This window comes from Nitratireductor arenosus (assembly GCF_009742725.1).
Taxonomy (GTDB): Bacteria; Pseudomonadota; Alphaproteobacteria; order Rhizobiales; family Rhizobiaceae; genus Mangrovimarina; species Mangrovimarina arenosa.
Genome location: NZ_WPHG01000002.1, coordinates 687,858 through 705,571 on the forward strand (window position 1 = coordinate 687,858; position 17,714 = coordinate 705,571).

General features: G+C 65.2%; 15 protein-coding genes. 8 read left to right on the forward strand and 7 right to left on the reverse strand.

The annotated features are described in order from the left end of the window. Positions 1–20 precede the first annotated feature (20 nt). Entirely contained in the window at positions 21–644 is a 624-nt protein-coding gene (locus tag GN330_RS10270) for an ABC-type transport auxiliary lipoprotein family protein (RefSeq protein WP_156712567.1), read from the forward strand. Positions 645–779: 135 nt separating this feature from the next. Here GN330_RS10270 and GN330_RS23975 read toward each other — a convergent pair whose 3' ends face one another. The 3 genes from GN330_RS23975 to GN330_RS10280 all read right to left on the reverse strand — a co-directional run bounded on the left by GN330_RS23975 (position 780) and on the right by GN330_RS10280 (position 7,486). Continuing rightward, the gene (locus GN330_RS23975; protein ID WP_281349392.1) at positions 780–908 is read right to left on the reverse strand and encodes a hypothetical protein; all 129 of its coding nucleotides are present in this window, start codon (positions 906–908) and stop codon (positions 780–782) included. A gap of 37 nt (positions 909–945) precedes the next feature. Next, complete coding sequence (locus GN330_RS10275; RefSeq protein ID WP_156712568.1) at positions 946–1,239, reverse strand: pyrroline-5-carboxylate reductase family protein; 294 nt, start codon at positions 1,237–1,239, stop codon at positions 946–948. A 259-nt stretch (positions 1,240–1,498) separates the two neighbouring features. After that, on the reverse strand, positions 1,499–7,486 hold the full coding sequence (locus tag GN330_RS10280) for an apolipoprotein A-IV repeat region-like domain-containing protein (protein ID WP_156712569.1): 5,988 nt from the start codon (positions 7,484–7,486) through the stop codon (positions 1,499–1,501). 273 nt (positions 7,487–7,759) lie between these two features. Here GN330_RS10280 and GN330_RS10285 point away from each other — a divergent pair, with 273 nt between their 5' ends. The 4 genes from GN330_RS10285 to GN330_RS10300 all read left to right on the forward strand — a co-directional run bounded on the left by GN330_RS10285 (position 7,760) and on the right by GN330_RS10300 (position 11,828). Further along, positions 7,760–8,134: an Hpt domain-containing protein gene (locus tag GN330_RS10285; RefSeq protein WP_156712913.1), complete on the forward strand. Its 375-nt coding sequence runs from the start codon at positions 7,760–7,762 to the stop codon at positions 8,132–8,134. 97 nt (positions 8,135–8,231) lie between these two features. After that, positions 8,232–8,552 carry a 2Fe-2S iron-sulfur cluster-binding protein gene (locus tag GN330_RS10290; protein ID WP_156712570.1) on the forward strand — a complete coding sequence of 107 codons (321 nt, stop codon included), beginning with the start codon at positions 8,232–8,234 and terminating at the stop codon, positions 8,550–8,552. A gap of 147 nt (positions 8,553–8,699) precedes the next feature. Beyond that, positions 8,700–9,719, forward strand: a complete 1,020-nt coding sequence (locus GN330_RS10295) for an NAD(P)/FAD-dependent oxidoreductase (RefSeq protein ID WP_156712571.1) — start codon at positions 8,700–8,702, stop codon at positions 9,717–9,719. Positions 9,720–10,040: 321 nt separating this feature from the next. Beyond that, complete coding sequence (locus GN330_RS10300; protein WP_197435112.1) at positions 10,041–11,828, forward strand: methyl-accepting chemotaxis protein; 1,788 nt, start codon at positions 10,041–10,043, stop codon at positions 11,826–11,828. Positions 11,829–11,935: 107 nt separating this feature from the next. Here GN330_RS10300 and GN330_RS10305 read toward each other — a convergent pair whose 3' ends face one another. Next, entirely contained in the window at positions 11,936–12,550 is a 615-nt protein-coding gene (locus GN330_RS10305) for a DUF922 domain-containing Zn-dependent protease (RefSeq protein ID WP_156712573.1), read from the reverse strand. A 117-nt stretch (positions 12,551–12,667) separates the two neighbouring features. Here GN330_RS10305 and folP point away from each other — a divergent pair, with 117 nt between their 5' ends. The 3 genes from folP to folK are packed head-to-tail and all read left to right on the forward strand — an operon-like array spanning position 12,668 to position 14,400. After that, the gene (gene folP, locus GN330_RS10310; protein WP_156712574.1) at positions 12,668–13,531 is read left to right on the forward strand and encodes a dihydropteroate synthase; all 864 of its coding nucleotides are present in this window, start codon (positions 12,668–12,670) and stop codon (positions 13,529–13,531) included. Between the two features lie 10 nt (positions 13,532–13,541). Continuing rightward, positions 13,542–13,901: a dihydroneopterin aldolase gene (folB, locus tag GN330_RS10315; protein ID WP_156712575.1), complete on the forward strand. Its 360-nt coding sequence runs from the start codon at positions 13,542–13,544 to the stop codon at positions 13,899–13,901. Further along, positions 13,885–14,400 carry a 2-amino-4-hydroxy-6-hydroxymethyldihydropteridine diphosphokinase gene (gene folK, locus GN330_RS10320; protein WP_156712576.1) on the forward strand — a complete coding sequence of 172 codons (516 nt, stop codon included), beginning with the start codon at positions 13,885–13,887 and terminating at the stop codon, positions 14,398–14,400. Before folB ends, folK begins: the two co-directional genes overlap by 17 nt. 54 nt (positions 14,401–14,454) lie before the next feature. Here folK and GN330_RS10325 read toward each other — a convergent pair whose 3' ends face one another. The 3 genes from GN330_RS10325 to GN330_RS10335 all read right to left on the reverse strand — a co-directional run bounded on the left by GN330_RS10325 (position 14,455) and on the right by GN330_RS10335 (position 17,688). Beyond that, a complete protein-coding gene (locus tag GN330_RS10325; protein WP_156712577.1) occupies positions 14,455–14,994 on the reverse strand; it encodes a hypothetical protein in 540 nt (179 codons plus the stop codon). Positions 14,995–15,133: 139 nt separating this feature from the next. After that, the gene (locus GN330_RS10330; RefSeq protein ID WP_156712578.1) at positions 15,134–16,228 is read right to left on the reverse strand and encodes a YcjF family protein; all 1,095 of its coding nucleotides are present in this window, start codon (positions 16,226–16,228) and stop codon (positions 15,134–15,136) included. Further along, complete coding sequence (locus tag GN330_RS10335) at positions 16,225–17,688, reverse strand: YcjX family GTP-binding protein (RefSeq protein WP_156712579.1); 1,464 nt, start codon at positions 17,686–17,688, stop codon at positions 16,225–16,227. Before GN330_RS10335 ends, GN330_RS10330 begins: the two co-directional genes overlap by 4 nt. Between the last annotated feature and the right edge of the window lie 26 nt (positions 17,689–17,714).

Sequence of the window (17,714 nt, forward strand, 5' to 3'; positions counted from 1 at the left end):
CAGCAGGGACCTGCCGTGTAATGTCTGGCGGGAGCAAGTGTTTGAGGCGCGGTCGCAGTTCGATTGGCGTATGGGTGTTTGCCGCGTTGCTCTCCGGGTGCGCCGCCTTGCCGGGTGGTGCGCCCACACCGCTCGACACCTACGAATTGAGCGCGCCGGCGATCGATTCCGCCGGCCGGCGCCGGACACGCACCCAGATACTGGTAGCCGAGCCTTCGGCGCTGAAACCGCTCGACGGCGAAAATATCGTCGTCAAGCCAGGCCCCGGTTCGGTGGAATTCCTCAAGGGCGCGCAATGGAGCGACCGCCTGCCCAAGGTCGTACAGGCGCGGCTGGCCGAAACCTTCCAGCGTTCGGGGCGTTTCGGCGGCGTCGGCAAGCCCGGCGAGGGGCTGGCGATCGACTATCAGGTCATCGTCGAAATCCGCGCCTTCGACATCGTGGTTGGCGGCGGTCAGCGCGCGCGGGCGGAACTGTTCGTGCGCATCTTGAACGACCGCAACGGCGTGGTGCGCGCGGCGCGCAGCTTTTCGGCCGAAGTGCCGGTCGCCGGCAGCGGCAATGACGGCTTCGCCGCCGCGCTCGACGCCGCCTTTGGCAGCGTGGCGGCCGAGATCGTCGACTGGACTGTGTCCTCGATCTGACCGCGCGCCGCCGGCGGTTTCGGCCCTTCAGCCGGTTCCGGCAAAATGCGAAGCGGTTTTGCGTCCGAACGTGCGCAAACAGGAAATTCGGGTGCCCTCGGGAACCGGCGTTAACCCGATCCGGCTCAACTGGCTTCAGCCCAGGTCGCGTGCCTTCTTGGCTGCTGCCGCCAATCCGCTGGCGATGTTTTCGGCAAGCGGCGAGGCGGGCATGACCTCCAGCCCCGCCGCCATCGTGCCGGCATAGTCGGGCATCGCGCGCATATGCGCGCTCGGCGATCGCGGGCGCGATGCCTCGGTCCTAGGCGTGGCCGATCGTGCAGTCGGCGAAATAAACGAGGAAACCGGGAACCGGGCCGGTGAGGGCGGTGAAGTGGTCAATCTGACCTTCCTCGGCGATCTCGTCGGTAAGCCCGCATGCCGCAAACGGCTTGCGCACCGCCGCCCTTTCGGCCTGTGAGACCGCGTCCGTGGCAAACCTGGACGAATAGGCAAGTCCACGTGCCACGACCGGGCTCGACATGACCCGTATGACCTTGGCTGCGCCGGTGTGGCGCGCGATTCGCGCCGCAGCGATGCCGGCCATCATCGACACGGCAGCTGGTCGCGAATGGTGACGGAGAGCGCGGAAAACTGTGCCGGCGGCAGGGACAGCAATATCAGGTCGCTGGCGTCGACCGGAACCGTTCCTCTTTAAATCGAATCGTTTGACCGCCGGCCTTTCGGGCAAGCCCGATTAACCAGACCTCACCGTCGAAGCCCTTGCTCGATAAGTCATATCGCGCTGCGGACTTCTCTTTGCCGGACCGAAAAACCCCTTCCGTCAAACTGCATCCATCTACAGAGGACCGGCTCTAACGCAGCCGCCCGCTCGCATGGGCGAGCATGGTGTAGACCTTGCCGGTGTCGGAGGTGAGATAGGTTTCCGACACCATGTTGTCGCGGTCGTTGCGTGAAACGTCCTGCAGCAGCTTTTCGAAATCCTCGCAATAGCGGTCGACCGCGGCGCGGAATTCGCCGTCGACCTGATATTTGCGACGGATCTCGTCAAAGGTCTGCTGGCCTTTCAGCGTGTAGAGCCGGCGCGTGAAGACGTTGCGCTCGCCGCGCCGATAGCGCTGCCACAACTCCACCGAGGCCTCGTGGTCGATGGCGCGGGCAATGTCGACCGATAGCGAGTTGAGCGATTCCACCACATGCAGCGCCGAGCGCGGCGCGGCGGCGCGGGAGGCCGGCGGTGGGGCTTCCTCCTCCTGCGAGGCGCGGCGCAGCAGGTTTTTCACCCAGCCGCCTTCCTGTTCGTTGTCGCCCTCGTCGCGGTCGGCGACATCGGCGCCAGCCGGACCGAAGCTGCCACGCAGGGCGGGCTCGTCAGTGGTGTCGCGACTACGCGGCTGCGCGGTCGGCGCGGGCTGTGGTGTGCGCACCGGCTGCGGCGTTGCATCGACCGGGCGTGGCGCGGGCGCCGGCGCGGCGTCACGCTGCGTTGCCGGGTCCGACACGTCGTACATGCGGCCCGACTTGGCCACGATATCGGCCAACTCCTTGAGCGCGGCGATCTGTTCGGACACCGCCCGCCGGATCGCGCCGGTCGATTCCTTTGCCTCTTCGGGCATCTCAAGCACGCCGCGCTTCAGTTCAGAGCGGGTTTCCTCCAGTTCCGAACGGATGGCGCCGGCCGTGCTGCGGATTTCCTGGGTGGCGTCGGCAAACCGCTCGGTCGCCGCATCGATCACTTCCGAGATCGCGTTGCGGATCTGGTCGGTGGTGGCGATCGTACGGCCCTCGGCCTTTTCGATGGCGTTTCCGACGACGTTCTCGAAGGAACGCATCAGGCCCTCAATGTCCTCCGATTTCTTGACCAGGCCCACCGCCAGTTCCTCGAGCGCCTTCTGGCGGTCCTCCAGCGTGGAGGTGAGGTTGGACTGGGCCGAACCGATTAGGTCCTGCGCCTGCGCCAGCAATTTGCTGTGATCGTCGAAACGGCTCGCGATCCCTGCGATCTCGTTGAGCGTCTGCGACGACAGATCCGACAGGCGCGTGGCGTTGGTGTCGATCATGCGCGCCGAGCTGGCGAAGGTCTGGGCGGCTTTTTCGGTCGACGCGGCGAAGTTCTGAGTCGCGCCGGTCAGGCGCTCGTCGACGGCGCCGAGATTGCTCGTCGCCCCCTCAATCAATTCGCCGAGCCGGCCGTTGGAAAGCGACAGCCGGTCGAGCAGTTCGTTGACCTTCTGGGCCAGTGATTCGCGTGCGCCTTCCATCGCCGAAAGCGATTCGGCGGTGCGGCTGGCGATGGCGTTGACCAGTGCGGTATTTTCGCTGCGCAGGCGCTCGGTCGCCTTTTGGGTGGCGTTTTCGAGGCTTTTCTGGAGTTCACCGCCCGATTCCTCGAAGCTCTCGATCAGCGGCCGTGCCTTTTCGTCGATGATGCGCGCGATGTCGGCCGAACGGCTCGCCAGCAAGTCGTTGAGTTCGCGGGTGCGTTCGTCCAGCGTCTTGGCGGCTTCCTCGGTGCGCTGGCCGATATGCTGGTTGACCGCCGAGAAGGTCTCCGCGATCACATTGGCGCGCGATACAAGCTGGGTCTCGGTCTTCGACACCTGCTCGACCAGCTTTTCGCCGATCCGCTCGGCGCTGCCAGCAAGCCGTTGCTCGGCGTTCTGGATCTGGCCGCCGACCGTGCTGACGATCGAATCGGCCCCGTCTCCGAGCCGTTTCTCGACATCGGTGAGCGTCGCGGCGATCTGTTCGGCGCGCTTGGCCAATTCGCCCGAGGTTTCCTGGGTGCGCTGGACGATGCGCTCGTCGGCCTCCTGGAAGGCCCGCACGATGCCGCCCGAGCGTTCGAGCAATGTCCTAGCCGAATTTTCGGCGCGCGCGGCCAGTTTTTCGTCGGCCTGCTCAAACACCCGCGAGATCGCCTCCGCGCGTTCGGTCAGCGTCCTGGATGTCTCGCCGGCGCGGGTGGCGAGCTTGTCGTCAGCCGCGTCGAAAGCGCTCGATAGCGCGACGGCACGCTGCGACAGCTTCTCGCCGGTCTCGGCGACACGTTGGTCGAGATTGCGCCCGGCTTCGTCGAAGGCCTGCGTGACCTCATCGGCACGGCCGAGAAGCGTTGTCGCGGTCTCCTCGACCCGCTTGGCGATACGCTGGTCGGCATCCTCGAAGACCTTGCCGGCATCGGCCGAAAGAGCGGTCGTGATTTCCAGCACCTTGTCGCGCAACGAACCGGCCACGACCATGGCCGTGTTTTCGATCGTCGTGCGGACATTTTCCACCCCGACATCGAGCGCGCGTTGCATGGTGCCCGTGCGTTCCTCGATGACGCCGGTCTGGCGGCGGAAGGTTTCCTCGATCTTTTCGACGTCGTCGGAGAGCGCGTGCGAAATCTCGCCGCGGCTTCTCGACAACAGCTCAATATGGGCCTGCACCGCGGCATCGACCGCCGACCGGGTCTCGGAGAGTTTCTCCAGATCCTGCTCCAGGGCGCGCGCCATGATGTTGCGGCCTTCGGCAAGCTTGCCGACATGCGCCGTCACCGAGGAATCGATGTTGCGGTTGGCGTCTGCGAGCTTGTTGAGATCCTCGTCAAGCGCGCGCGACAGCTCGTGGCGGCGGCCGGCGAGATTTTCGAGGTGCTCGTTGACGACTGAATCGATCAGCGAGCGCGTATCGGCGAGCTTGGAAAGGTCCTCTTCCAGCGCCTGGGTCAGCACGTTGCGGCCGTCGGCCAGGCGGGCGACATGATCGGCGATCGCCTGGTCGATCATGCCGCGGGTTTCGGACAGCCGCACAAGATCGGCCTCTATCGAGGCTGCGACCTGGTCGCGGCCCTCGGATAGCCGGGCAAGCTGCTCGCCGACCATCGCCTCGATGCTTGAGCGGGTCGATTCGATCTGCTGCATGTCGGCGTCGAGCGCCTGCGAAAGGATGTTGCGGCCCTCCGCCAGCTTGCCGACATGGGCGGTGACGACCCCATCGATTTCCGAGCGCGCGTCGGTCAGGCGGCCGAGGTCCTCGTCGAGTGCCTGGCGGAACAGCTTGCGGCGTTCCGACAATGTGCCGAGATGTTTCATGACGACGGTATCGATTTCCGCGCGTGTCTCGGACAGTTTTTGCAGATCCTCGTCGAGGGCGCCGGAAATCGTGCTGCGGCCTTCGGCCAACTTGTCGAGATGCGAGGCGACCGCCTGTTCGACATGGGCGATGTCGCGTTGGACGGTGTCGGTGATTGCATTGCGATGTTCGGCCAGCTTGTCGATCTGGGTCTGGACCACGGTTTCGATGCCGGACAGGTCGTCCTGCAGCGCCTGGGTGAGGGCGCCGCGGCCTTCGACCAGCTTGTCGACGTGCTGCGACACAACCGAATCGATTTCCGCACGCGTGTCGGCGAGCCGGCCGAGATCGTCGTCGAGCGCCTGGCGGAAGAGTTTGCGGCCCTCGGCCAGCTTGCCGATATGGCTGACGACCACGCCGTCGATCTCGGCGCGCGCCTCGGTAAGCTGCAGCAGATCGGCCTCCAGGGACTGGGTCAGTCGTGCGCGGCCGTCGCTCAGCCGGTCGAGTTGCCCCGACACCAGGGTGCCCATCTTTTCGGCTTCGCCCTCGAACGCCTGCGTCAGGACGTTGCGGTTTTCGGCAAGCCTGTCGATCTGTGTGGCGACCACGCCTTCGACCCGCGCGATATCTTCGTCGAGCGCGCGCGTGATCTCGCCGCGGCCCTGCTGGATCTTTTCCAGATGGCTGGAGACGACACCGTCGATCTCGGCACGGGCCTGCGACAGGTGGGTAAGATCGTCATCGAGCGCCTGGCGGAAGAACGTGCGGTTTTCTGACAGCTTGTCGATCTGTGTGGCGACCGAATGTTCGACGCGGGCGATGTCCTCGTCGAGGGCGCGGGTGATTTCGGCGCGGCCCTGCTGAATCTGTTCCAGATGACTGGATACCACGCCGTCGATTTCCGAACGGGCCTGCGACAGGTGGGAAAGATCGTCGTCGAGCGCCTGGCGGAAGAGCTTGCGCCCTTCGGCGATCTTGCCGATATGGCCGGCGACCACGCCGTCGATCTCGGTCCTGGCTTCTGCCAGGTGCTGCAGATCGGAATCGAGCGCGGCGGTGAGTTGCGAGCGACCTTCGGCGAGCTTGTCGACATAACCGGTAACGACGTCGTCGATGGTCGTGCGCTCGCCGTGCAGGCGTTCAAGGTCCGCCTCGAGCAATTGCGACATGCGGCTGCGGCCGGCCTCCAGCTTCTCGCCGAAGGCCGTGGCCCGATCGTCGAGCATGGTCGCGGTCGACTCGACGAGTTCCGCCATCTGGCCGCCGATGCGCGCCTTGCCCTCGTCGACGGCGGTCGAGATTTCATCGCGGCCGGTGCGGAAGGCGTCGGCGAGTTCGCGCGAGCGTTCGGCCAGCGTCTCGTTGATCTGGCGCGCGCGCGCCTCAAGCGCGGCGTTGAGCTTTTCGGCGCCGGTGTCGACAGCCTGGGCCCTGGTCTCGAATTCGCTGATCAGCGACTGGCCGCGCTCGGCGAGCGTGCGTTCGATCTCCTGCAGGCGGCCGTCGAATTCGCGCGTCAGGGTTTCGGTCGACGCGCCCAGCAGCGAGACCATGCCACTGGTGCGCGCATCGAGCAGATCCGACAGCGACCGCGCCGCGGTTTCGGTCTTTTCGGTCAGCGACACGATCCGCTCGTCGAGCAGGCTCGCGAACGCCTCGCCGGAGACGGAAATGCGGCTGGCGATGGTTTCGACACGCTCGTCGATCGCGCCTCGCAGCGTGTCGCCGCGTTCGCCGATCTGCATAAGCAGTGTCTCGCCGGCATTGGCGATGGTGGAATTAAGCGTGCCGGAGGCGTTGGAGACCGTGTCCTGGATCAGGTCGCTGGCGGTGTTGAGTTCGTCGCGGATCAGTTCATGCGCACCGGCGATCGAGGCACGCACACGTTCCGCGTGGCTGATAACCGCTTCGCGTTCGGTCCCAAGTCCGTCGACCAACAGCCTGATGCGTCTTTCGTTTTCGGAATAGGCGTTTTCGAGTTCGTTGACCTCGGTATGGACGAGCGTTTCGAGTTCGACCGCGCGCGCCAGGGTCCGTTCGATCCCTTCGCCCATGGCCTGGACCTCGCGCCGGACAGCCTGGCTCACCGTCGTGATGCGCTCCTGGGACAATGCCTCGGGATCGACCAGGCGGAAGGCGACCTCGGTCATCGATTGGGCGGCCAGGCGCATTTCCTGGGCGCGGCGCACCATCAGCGCGAATGCCCAGAACAGCAGCACCGGCACGACGATGCCGGCGGCGATCGCGATCGCGCCCGGCGTGGCCAGCAATTGGTCAAAACCGCGCACCTGCCAGATCGCGGGAGCGAACAGATAATGTCCGAGCGCCAGCCCGGCGCTGATCCAAAGTACCGACAGGGTCGCGGCGATCCAGTAGACGGTTCCCGACGGCCGGCGGTTGAGGGTGGCGAGCATGCTCGAATAGGACTTTTGGCGGTCGTCATTGGCCGCCGAAAAAGAAGCGCGCGCTGAACCCGTGGTGGCGTCCGGGGTGGCCGGTCGCAGTTCGGCTCGCGACTTGTCGGTGGCGGCCGGGGACTCGGCCTTCGCCGCCGGGGGCTGTTTTTCCTGCGGCTTTTGCGGTTCGTCGGCGTTTTGCGGCGCCTCGTCGCCGCGGCCCTCGCGCGCCAACTCCTCGGCGGCGGCAGAAATCTGCGCCTCCAGTTCGGCCATCGAAGCGGAAAGATCGATTTCCTGATCGTTCAGATCGAATTCGAGTGATTCAGCGAGATCCTTCTCGACATCGCTTTCAAGCTTCTTGGTCGTCGTTGTCTTGCGAGCCATGCCGCTGATACCCTGTTATTCTACGCCCGGACCCGCCTCGCGTCCGCACGCTACGCCCCGTATACGCCACACAATACTGCTGGGCGTATCGTAGTGGCACACAGGGGTAAAGAAAACACGCATTTGTGCGCATACCTAAAAGTTTAAACATAGGGTTAACGCGCTTTCACGGTCCTGGCCCAAAATCCGTCACAAAGGGGCCGTTTCGATTAACCCGTTATCCACGCCCGTGGCTTAGGGTTTGGGGTGTATGGGACAGAACGGGTGAAGAGTATGGCGTATCCGAGCGTAGAGGTCGTGCCGTTTGCGATGCCAGGCGGCGAAGCATGCGTTCCGTCGCAGCGCCGACCGATCGATCTGGTGCACCTGGCCAGGCAGACGATGGGTGACAGGGCGCTCGAGCAGGAAGTCCTGTCGATGTTCGTGCAGCAGGCACAGAGTGTGCGCGACCAGATCGGGCGCTCAAACGACAAGCAGCGCCGGTTCCTCGCCCACGGCCTAAAAGGTTCCGCGCGCGGCGTCGGCGCTTTCATCGTGGCCGAGTTGGCCGACGCGCTCGAAAACGATCCGGGCGACAAGGGTGCGATCGGACGGCTCGCCGAAGCCATCGAGGATGTGCGCGATTTCGTCGCCGCGATCAGCCGCTAATCCGGACCGCGAGTTCCTGCCGGTGCGACGACGACGCGGTTGACACATGCGGCGGAGCCGTTAAGTCGGCAGGTCATTTCCTGTCGGGATCGGCTGCATGACCAAGATCACCTATATCGCGCATGATGGAACAGAGTTCGTTGTCGACGCCGAGGACGGCTCGACCGTGATGGAGAACGCCATCAAGAACGCGGTTCCCGGCATTGAGGCAGAATGCGGCGGCGCCTGCGCCTGCGCCACCTGCCATGTCTATGTTGACGAGGCCTGGAGTGAAACGGTCGGCGAGCCCGAGGCGATGGAAGAGGACATGCTCGATTTTGCCTACGACGTGCGCCCGACTTCGCGGCTGTCGTGCCAGATCACAGTGCGCTCCGAGCTCGACGGGCTGGTCGTGACCGTGCCCGAGCGTCAGGCCTGAGCGCAGGAACCGCTTCCCGATTTCGTCGGTATCGCTTGCGCCGCTGACCGCGACGCGTCGCCGGGTGCGGCGAAAATCCGTTTGCACCGGCGGCCGGAAGCACTCTAGCGTGCTGCCGATCCCAGCGGCCGGAGCGCGAGACCAACCATGACGACACAAACCGACGTTCTCATCATCGGCGCCGGGCCCGTCGGCCTGTTCGCGGTGTTCGAACTGGGCTTGCTCGACCTGAAATGTCATCTGATCGATATTCTCGACCGTCCGGGCGGCCAATGCGCCGAGCTCTATCCCGAAAAGCCGATTTACGACATTCCCGCCTGGCCGATCATCTCCGCCCAGGAACTGGTCGACAAGCTGATGGAGCAGATCGCCCCCTTCAATCCCGGTTTTACGTTCAATCGCATGGTGAATGGGCTGGAACGGCTGGATGAGGACGGCTTTCGCGTCACCACGGACGAAAACGAAGTGTTCGAGGCCAAGGTCGTGGTCATCGCCGCCGGGGGCGGTTCGTTTCAGCCCAAACGCCCGCCTATCCCCGGCATTGATGCTTATGAGGGCACGAGCGTGTTTTATTCGGTGCGGCGGATGGAAGAGTTCCGCGGACACGACCTGCTGGTCGTCGGCGGCGGCGATTCCGCACTCGACTGGACACTCAACCTGCAGCCGGTCGCCAAAACCTTGACGCTGGTGCACCGGCGGCCGGAATTTCGGGCCGCGCCGGACAGCGTCAACAAGATGTACGCGCTGCAGGAGACGAAGGCGCTCGATTTTCAGGTTGGCCAGGTCAAGGAATTGATCGGCGAAGACGGAATATTGAGGGCCGCGGTGATCAAGGGGCCGGAAGGCGATGTCGAAATCGCCTGCACGCGCATGCTGCCATTCTTCGGACTGACGATGAAGCTCGGGCCGATCGCGGATTGGGGGCTCAATCTCCACGAGAATCTGATCCCGGTCGACACGGAGAAATTCGAAACCTCGGAGCCTGGCATCTTCGCCATCGGCGACATCAACTGGTATCCGGGCAAGCTCAAACTGATCCTGTCCGGCTTCCACGAAGCAGCACTGATGACGCAGGCCGCAAAACGCATCTGCAACCCCGGCGAACGAGTGGTTTTTCAGTACACGACCTCGTCGACCAGCCTGCAGAAAAAGCTCGGCGTGACCTGAGGACGCGGGCCGACGCCGAAGGCCGGTCGAGCCGGTCTTTCGCCGTCAGCGGTTTCGCGTAAAGGTAGTATTTCCCCTTAAGGGGGCGTTCAGCACCGATTGCAACAATGAGGCGATCCGACGAAGCAATTCGCGTGTCGGATGTCGCCGATTTGGACAAACCCGACTTCGGGAAGCGCCGCGCCGTGGCACTCTCGATGCGGGACGGAGGCGGACAATGCCGGTGACGGCGCCGGCCGCTCCCCAACCAGGGTCCCGATCGCGATATGGCTGCCTCGTCCGGTTCCGGGCGTGGCGTTCGAACGATGGAAGGAACATCTCATGGGCGCCCTGATACCGGGGTTTCATTCCGACGCCAGGGCCATTGTGGCGGCCATGGACGCGTCGCAGGCCGTCATCCATTTCGACCTCAAGGGCACGATCCTGCATGCCAACGAGAATTTTCGTACCGCGCTGGGTTACGAACTTTCCGAAATCGTCGGCAAGCACCATCGTTTGTTTGTCGAGCCCGCGTATGCCGAAAGCGCCGACTATCGCGAATTCTGGGCGAAGCTGGCGCGCGGCGAGCACGATCAGCGCCAGTACCGGCGGATTCGCAAGGATGGTTCGGGCATTTGGATCGAAGCGTCCTACAATCCAGTGTTTCGCCGCGGCAAACCGTACAAGGTGGTCAAGTTCGCGACCGACATCACCGACCAGAAGATGAAGGCGGTCGAGGACGCGGGCAAGCTCGACGCCATCTCGCGCTCGCAGGCCGTGATCGAGTTCACGCCGCGAGGCGAGATCATCGCCGCCAACGAAAATTTCTGCGCCACGCTGGGCTACGAGCTTGCCGAGATTCGCGGTCGACATCATCGTATGTTCTGCGAACCGGGCTACGCCGGCAGCGACGACTATCGGCTCTTCTGGCAAAAGCTCGCTCAGGGCGAGCCGATGTCGGGCGAATTTCTGCGTGTCGGCAAGGCCGGCAAGGAAATTTGGATCCAGGCCGCCTACAATCCGATCCTCGACCTCGATGGCAGGGTGTTCAAGGTCGTCAAGTTCGCCACCGACGTCTCGGAGCGCATGGGTGCGATCGCCACTTTGGGAGCGGGATTGCGGGCGTTGGCCGACGGCGATCTGCACCATCGCCTGGACGAGCCCTTCGTGCCGACAATGGAAGGGACGCGCAATGATTTCAACGATTCGGTGGTGACGTTGCGCACCGCCATGCAGGCTGTGGGCGACAATGCCCGCGCGATCACTTCCGGATCTGACGAGATCCGTTCCGCCGCCGACGACCTGTCGCGCCGCACCGAGCAGCAGGCTGCCTCGGTGGAGGAGACGGCCGCGGCGCTGAACCAAATAACGGCCAGCGTCACCGAGGCGGCGTGCCGTGCCGAGGAGGCCGGGACGCTGGTCGCGCAGACACGCGCCAATGCCGAGCGCTCGGGCGAGGTCGTGCGCAAGGCGGTCGAGGCCATGGGGCAGATCGAATCGTCCTCCCAGGAAATCTCCAACATTATCGGCATGATCGACGAAATCGCCTTCCAGACCAATCTTCTGGCGCTGAATGCCGGCGTGGAGGCCGCACGGGCGGGCGAGGCCGGCAGGGGTTTTGCCGTGGTCGCCCAGGAGGTGCGCGAGCTTGCTCAGCGTTCCGCCAGTGCGGCGCAGGAGATCAAATCCCTGATCGGCGGGTCGGGCGAACAGGTCAGGAGCGGGGTGTCGCTGGTTGGCGAAACAGGCACGGTGCTGGAGGAGATCGTCGGCCAGGTGCAGCGGATCAGCGACAATGTCGCCGCGATCGTGGAAAGCGCGCGCGAACAATCGATCAGCCTCAAGGAAGTCAACGAAGCCGTGGGAGAGATCGACAAGTCCACGCAGCAAAACGCGGCCATGGTCGAGCAATCGACCGCGGCCAGCCATAGCCTTGCCAAGGAGGCGCAAGCATTGTTCACCCTTCTCGGTCGCTTCCGGCTGGAGTCGGCGGCTCAGGCTCGGCCGATCGCCCTGGCGACCTCGTCGGCCCATGCGGTCGAATCGCCCGCCCGGCGCATGGCCGGCGAGGTCAGGACCGCTTTCGGCGCGGCCGCGGTCGCGGCTGGCGATGGCTGGGAAGAGTACTGACGTCTCGCCCGTGACCGAGCAGCAACCCGCGCTGGGCGTCTTTTCGCCCGGACATGGCGGGGGTTGCCTTTGCCCAACCCGGCAGCCGACGACCGGATAGCGCCGGTCTATTTCGACAGCCGACCCTTCTCGATCTGCTGCAGGCGATAGGTCAAAAGCCGCATCATCCGGTCCTCGAAGGTCTTGCCTTCGACGCGGTCGAAGCGTTCCTGGGCCTGGTCGTGCTTTTGCATGACATAGGCGGTGACGCGGTCGACCTTTTCCTTCAGCGCCGCACAGTCGCGGCGCCGGTCGATGCGCCCAAGCCGCTGTTCGAGCTCGCGCGCGTGCCTTTTGGCGATCTGGACGTGGAATTCCTCGTGTCGTTTGATGTCGGCGGAAAGCGTGTCCCAGATCAGCCGCGTGTCGCCATCGGCGCGCCGGCGCTGAACCCAGCGCGGCAGGATGATGCGGGCACTAACGGATACCTTGACCTTGTCGATCGCGCACCAGCGATCCGTGCTGGCATGGGTCAGCTTGGTGGAGAATTTCATGCGCGTGGCGCCGGGATGGCGTTGGCCCGTACTTTGCACCTGCGGGCCGCGCCGGGCGAGTTCGCCATCGATTTCCTCGAGCGTGCGTCCGCCGATCGAAAAATAGCTGTAGCTGCGCGACACGGTCTGGGCCGCCAAAGTGGCGGTGCCGGCTAGCAGTATCGTCAGGGCGAAGACTGACCTTCTCATCACGGCCGATCCCGGTTAAGGCCAAGGGGCGACCATGCGCCAGACCGGGGGAAGGCGCAACAAAAAAGCCGGCGTGCCGTGCGCGCCGGTGGCCCGTGCAACCGGAGCGGAGCGGCAATGAACGACGACGTGATCACGACGGAACCGGTTTTGTGGCCGCTCGCTCACCGCCGTAGCCTCACGCTCGGCCCCGCGGCGGTGGTGATGGGTATCGTCAACGTCACGCCGGACAGCTTTTCCGATGGCGGTCTGTTTCCCACTCGTGACGCCGCGGTCGAAGCGGCGCTAAAAATGGAAGCGGAGGGGGCCGCGATCGTCGACATTGGCGGCGAATCGACCCGGCCGGGCGCCGGCGCGATCGGCGCCGACGAGGAGCAATCGCGTGTGCTGCCGGTGATCGAGGCGGTGGCGCGCCGCTCCGACGTTTTGATTTCCGTCGACACCCATCGCGCCGAAACGGCGCGCAAGGCAGTCGCGGCCGGCGCGCATATAGTCAACGATATCTGGGCCTTGCAGCGTGATCCCGATATGGCGGCCGCGATCGTTGAGACCGGTGCCGGCGCGGTGCTGATGCACAATAGCCGCGAGCGCGCGCTCGCGGCCGACCTCGTCGAGGACCAGCGCGTCTTTTTGCAACGCTCGCTCGCCATCGCGCGCGCCGCAGGGCTCGGCGCGGCGCGTATCGTGCTCGATCCGGGCTTCGGATTCGGCAAGGAAACGGCCGGGATCAATCTCGAGCTTGTCGCCCGGTTCGGCGAGTTGCACGCGCTTGGACGCCCCTTGCTGGCCGGCACCTCGCGCAAGCGCTTCATCGGCCATGTCACCGGCCGCGAGCCGGGCGCGCGCGGTGCGGGAACCGCCGCGACCAGCGTTTTCCTGCGCATGAAGGGTGCCGCGCTTTTTCGGGTGCACGACGTCGCAATCAATGTGGATGCGCTCAAAATGGCTGATGCTATGCTGGCCGCCCGGCCGCAACGCTGAGAGCGCAGCCATGTATGTCATCCGATTGAAGAACTGCGCCTTTTTCGCGCGCCATGGCGTGTACGACGCCGAGGAGATCCTTGGGCAGCGCTTTTATGTCGACGCCGCGCTGACCGTCGACCCACAAAAGCCGCTCGAGGAAGACGATATCGGCGCCACCGTCGATTATGGCGCGGCGTTCCAGGTGATCGAGGAGATTGTGACTGGAAAACGCCGTTTCCTGATCGAGGCGCTGGCGCGCGATGTCGCCAGGCAGCTTTGCGCTCGCTTCCCGCAGATCAAACAGGCGGAAATCACCGTCAGGAAACCGAACGCGCCGGTGCCGGGCGTGCTCGACCATGTGGAGGTGACGCTTGTCTGGCCGCAATGAGGTCCGCGCCTTTCTCGGGCTCGGCGGCAATCTCAGCGACCCGCTGGCGGCGATGGCGGCGGCGCTGCGTATGGTGGACGCCGATGTTTCGACCCGGGTGGTGACAGTCTCCTCCGTCTATCGCACGCCGCCCTGGGGCACGGTGGCGCAGCCCGATTTTCTCAACTGCGTCGCCGAACTTCGCACCACGCTTTCCCCGCGCGCCCTGCTCGAACTGTGCCTTGGCGCCGAGCGGGAACTGAAGCGGGTGCGCACCATACCGGGCGGTCCACGGGTGATCGATGTCGACGTGCTATGCCACGGCGAGGCAAGGCTTTGCGAAGGCGGACTCGAGCTTCCGCATCCGCGCATGCTGCAACGCGCCTTTGTGCTGATACCGCTGCGGGAAATCGCGCCTGACCTGACCTTCGACGGTCTCGGTTTCGACCATTATCTCGACAGGACGGATGCGGCCGGCATCATCGTCGCCGAAACCGGCGGCGACTGGTGGAAAGGCTGAGAAATTTCGCCGGAGCGACGGTTCGGCATGCGTCGGTGTCGGTTCGCAAAGAAGCTATTTGCGTGAAACGGCTCCGACCGCGGTGGCGTCGACCCGCTTCAGGTTCATGCCGATCACCGGCACGAGTTCCTTGTTTACGCGCACGGACACGGTGACGTTCATCGCGTCATTGCCCTTCATGCGGGCCAGCATGGCGCCGTTGAGCTTGTCGCGGTTGAGCGACATCACGGCGCGCGAGCCGGTGACATTGCCGCCGACAATGTCGAGGCCTTTGCCGCTGGCGCCGTCAAGAAAACTGCCCCGGTAACTCTTGCCGTGGCGCTCGATCGAGGCCGACATCTTTTGCGAAAACACGCCGACGCGGCAGCTTCCGCCGAGCGTCATGCCGACCTTTTTGGAATGGGTGGTGCCGGTGAGCGTACAGGTGAATTTCGTGCCCTTGTACTTGCCGGCGACGATCTCGCCGGGGCCGACCCATTCGCCGCGCACCGACTTGAAAAATGTGTGGTCGCGATCCGTGGCAAATGCCGTGACCTGCGAGAAAAACAATGCCGCGGCTGCCGACGGCAAGACTGTGCGAAGAACACGATTCATCTGGCTACCCGGTCACCGGAATACTGGACGCGACGACCGATCCTTGCCCCAGAATGGTTAATGGTTTGTCTAGGCCGCGCGCCTTTGCCGCAGAATGCGCAACTCCGCGCCATCTTTCAAGCGTCGAATTCGCGGCTTCTCATGCGGAAGGAGGCTGCTTTTCCGCCTTTTCCCCGACCAGCCGCGTCAGCGCGGAGAGGAAATCGCCGACGCCGGGACGCTTTTGCACGCGGAAGGGCAGCGGTCTGGCGGCCTCCATCGCGGCGATGCCGATCCTAACCGTCATCATGCCGTTGACCACGCCTTCGCCGAGCTTCGCCGACAGGCGCGCGGCCAGGCCGTGGCCGAGAATCTGCTGGACGATACTGTCGCCGGCGGCGATCGAGCCGGTCACCGCGAGATGGGCGAGCACCGAGCGCATCAGGCGGAAAAAGCCGAGCGTGCCTGGACGCCCGCCGTAAAGATCGGCGATCCGGCGCACGAGCCGAACGGCTTCATAAAGCACGTAGACAAGGTCGACCAGCGCCCGTGGGCTGACGGCGGTGACCAGCGACACGCGCTTCCCCGCGTCCAGCACCAGTTGGCGCGCACGCCTGTCGAGCGGCGCCAGCAATTCGGTCTCCGCAAGGCCGATCAGGTCCGGCGCGTCGATGACGTCGTCGCGCAATGCCTCGAGTGCCGCGCGGCCGGCGGCGGTTTCGGGCTTGGCGGCGAGAAAGCCGGCCAGATCGTCGGTCAGGTCCCGGGCCGCCTTGGCGTCCGCGTGCGCCACGACGTCATCGGCGCGCCGGCGCATGCGCTCGACCGATCCAAGCCGCATCAGGGCCATGACTTCGCGCAGCAGGATCGCGGCCAGCGCCGCGCCGGCAAGCGCCGTCAGGGCGATCGCGGTCCAGCCGAGCCAGTCGGCGCGGGTGAACAGGTCGCGCACCAGGCCGTCGACCCACAGGCCGACGGCGAGCGATATCAGGATGCCGGTGGCGCCGAAAAACAACGCGGCAAGCCGCGACCGTCGCGGCGGCGGCGGCAGCGGCCTAAGTTCGGGTTCGGTACCGTTTTCGAAATAGTCGATCTCGTCCGTCTTGACGGCGACGAAATCCTCGCCGCGCACGGCGCGCGGCTGGCGAGGCTTTTGAGAACCGGACGTCGCGGCCGTCTTGCGCGATGCCGCCGGCTTGGGCGCCCCCTCGCGCGCCGGCAGGCGGAAGGCGGCGGGCTTGCGTTCGTTGCTCATGCCAGCCGGTCCCCGAGCAGGAATTGCAGGGCCCGGTCGAGCCGGATATGCGGCAGCACCAGCGACAGGCCGTCGGCGGACCGTTCCAGACGCGGCGGGCGGAAGCGTACGAAACGCACCGTCTCGACAGGCGCCGTGTCGGCGGCTGCGTCGAAGAGCGGCCCGATATTGTCCGGCAGATCGCCGGGAAAGACCGCGGTCTCGGTTTCGCCGTCGAACGTCTCGTCGCCGATCGTCTCGCCAGCGAGCGGCGTGCCGATGATCACCGGCAGGTCCTCGCGGCCCTGCCGGACCGTGCCCTCGCGGGTGGCGCGCAGCGCGGCCATTGCGACGGCGTCGACCTGGGCGCCGGTCAGCCGCGCCTTGGCCACGGCGCGGTCGGCGAGCCGCCGTACGATCGCCTGTAGCCGGTCGTGGTTTTCGTGATGCAGATGGTCGGCCTTGGTCGCCGCGACCAGGATGCGGTCGATCCGCCGCGTCACCAGGTCGGTCAGAAGATTGCCGCGTCCGGGCCGGAAGCAGGACAGGATGTCGGTCAGGGCGCGCTCGAGGTCGGCGAGCGCAGCCGGCCCGGCATTGAGCGCCTGCAGCGCGTCGACCAGTACGATTTGCCGGTCGAGCCGGGTGATGTGATCGCGAAAGAACGGCTTCACGACGTGGGTCTTGTAGGCCTCGAAGCGGCGCTCCATCATCGCGTAGAGCGAACCCGGCCGGGTGCGCCCGGTCTTTTCCTGCGGCAGCGGGGCGAAGGTGAGCGCCGGCGAGCCGTCGAGGTCGCCGGGCATCAGCAGACGGCCGGGCGGAAGCGTCGACAGCGCACGGCTGTCTTCCTTGCAGGCTCTCAGATAGGCGGCGAAGCGGTCGGCAAGCGCCTTGGCCGTCATCTCGTCGGCATCGGCCTCGGGATCGACCGCGCTTGCCGCGGCCAGCCAGTCGGCGGCGAGGTCGGCGCGCGCGGGCAGTTCGGCCAGTTCGCGCGATTCGCGGCAGAAGGTAGCGTAGCTCTTGCCGAGCAGCGGCAGGTCGAGCAGCCACTCGCCCGGATAGTCGACGATATCGACCGACAATTGGCCGCGCGAGAACATTCGCCCCCAGGCCGAGGCCGATTCATAAGCGATCGTCAGGCGCAGTTCCGATATCGCGCGCGTCGATTCGGGCCAGCGGCGCTCCGTCACCAAGGCGTCGACATGCTCTTCGTATTGAAAGCGCGGCACCGCGTCGTCGGGCTGTTCCTCCAGGAAGGCGCGCGCGATGCGGCCGGTTTTCTGCGCCTCGAACAGGGGCAATCGTCCGCCATGGATCAGATTGTGCACCAGCGAGGATATGAAGACCGTCTTGCCCGCCCGCGACAGGCCGGTCACGCCGAGCCTGATATTCGGGGCGACGAATCCGGCGGCGCGGCTGGCGAGCGTGTCGAGCGCGATCAGCGCCTCGTCGGCATAGGTTGTCAGGGACGCCAAGTCGCCTCCATCCAGTTGCGCTGAAA

Bases quoted from the DNA above. Each gene is read 5' to 3' on its own strand.
- GN330_RS10270 (WP_156712567.1), top strand. From the start codon at position 21: ATGTCTGGCGGGAGCAAGTGTTTGAGGCGCGGTCGCAGTTCGATTGGC.
- GN330_RS23975 (WP_281349392.1), bottom strand. From the start codon at position 908: ATGCGCGCGATGCCCGACTATGCCGGCACGATGGCGGCGGGGCTGGAG.
- GN330_RS10280 (WP_156712569.1), bottom strand. From the start codon at position 7,486: ATGGCTCGCAAGACAACGACGACCAAGAAGCTTGAAAGCGATGTCGAG.
- GN330_RS10285 (WP_156712913.1), top strand. From the start codon at position 7,760: ATGGCGTATCCGAGCGTAGAGGTCGTGCCGTTTGCGATGCCAGGCGGC.
- GN330_RS10290 (WP_156712570.1), top strand. From the start codon at position 8,232: ATGACCAAGATCACCTATATCGCGCATGATGGAACAGAGTTCGTTGTC.
- GN330_RS10295 (WP_156712571.1), top strand. From the start codon at position 8,700: ATGACGACACAAACCGACGTTCTCATCATCGGCGCCGGGCCCGTCGGC.
- GN330_RS10300 (WP_197435112.1), top strand. From the start codon at position 10,041: ATGGGCGCCCTGATACCGGGGTTTCATTCCGACGCCAGGGCCATTGTG.
- GN330_RS10305 (WP_156712573.1), bottom strand. From the start codon at position 12,550: ATGAGAAGGTCAGTCTTCGCCCTGACGATACTGCTAGCCGGCACCGCC.
- folP (WP_156712574.1), top strand. From the start codon at position 12,668: ATGAACGACGACGTGATCACGACGGAACCGGTTTTGTGGCCGCTCGCT.
- folB (WP_156712575.1), top strand. From the start codon at position 13,542: ATGTATGTCATCCGATTGAAGAACTGCGCCTTTTTCGCGCGCCATGGC.
- GN330_RS10325 (WP_156712577.1), bottom strand. From the start codon at position 14,994: ATGAATCGTGTTCTTCGCACAGTCTTGCCGTCGGCAGCCGCGGCATTG.
- GN330_RS10330 (WP_156712578.1), bottom strand. From the start codon at position 16,228: ATGAGCAACGAACGCAAGCCCGCCGCCTTCCGCCTGCCGGCGCGCGAG.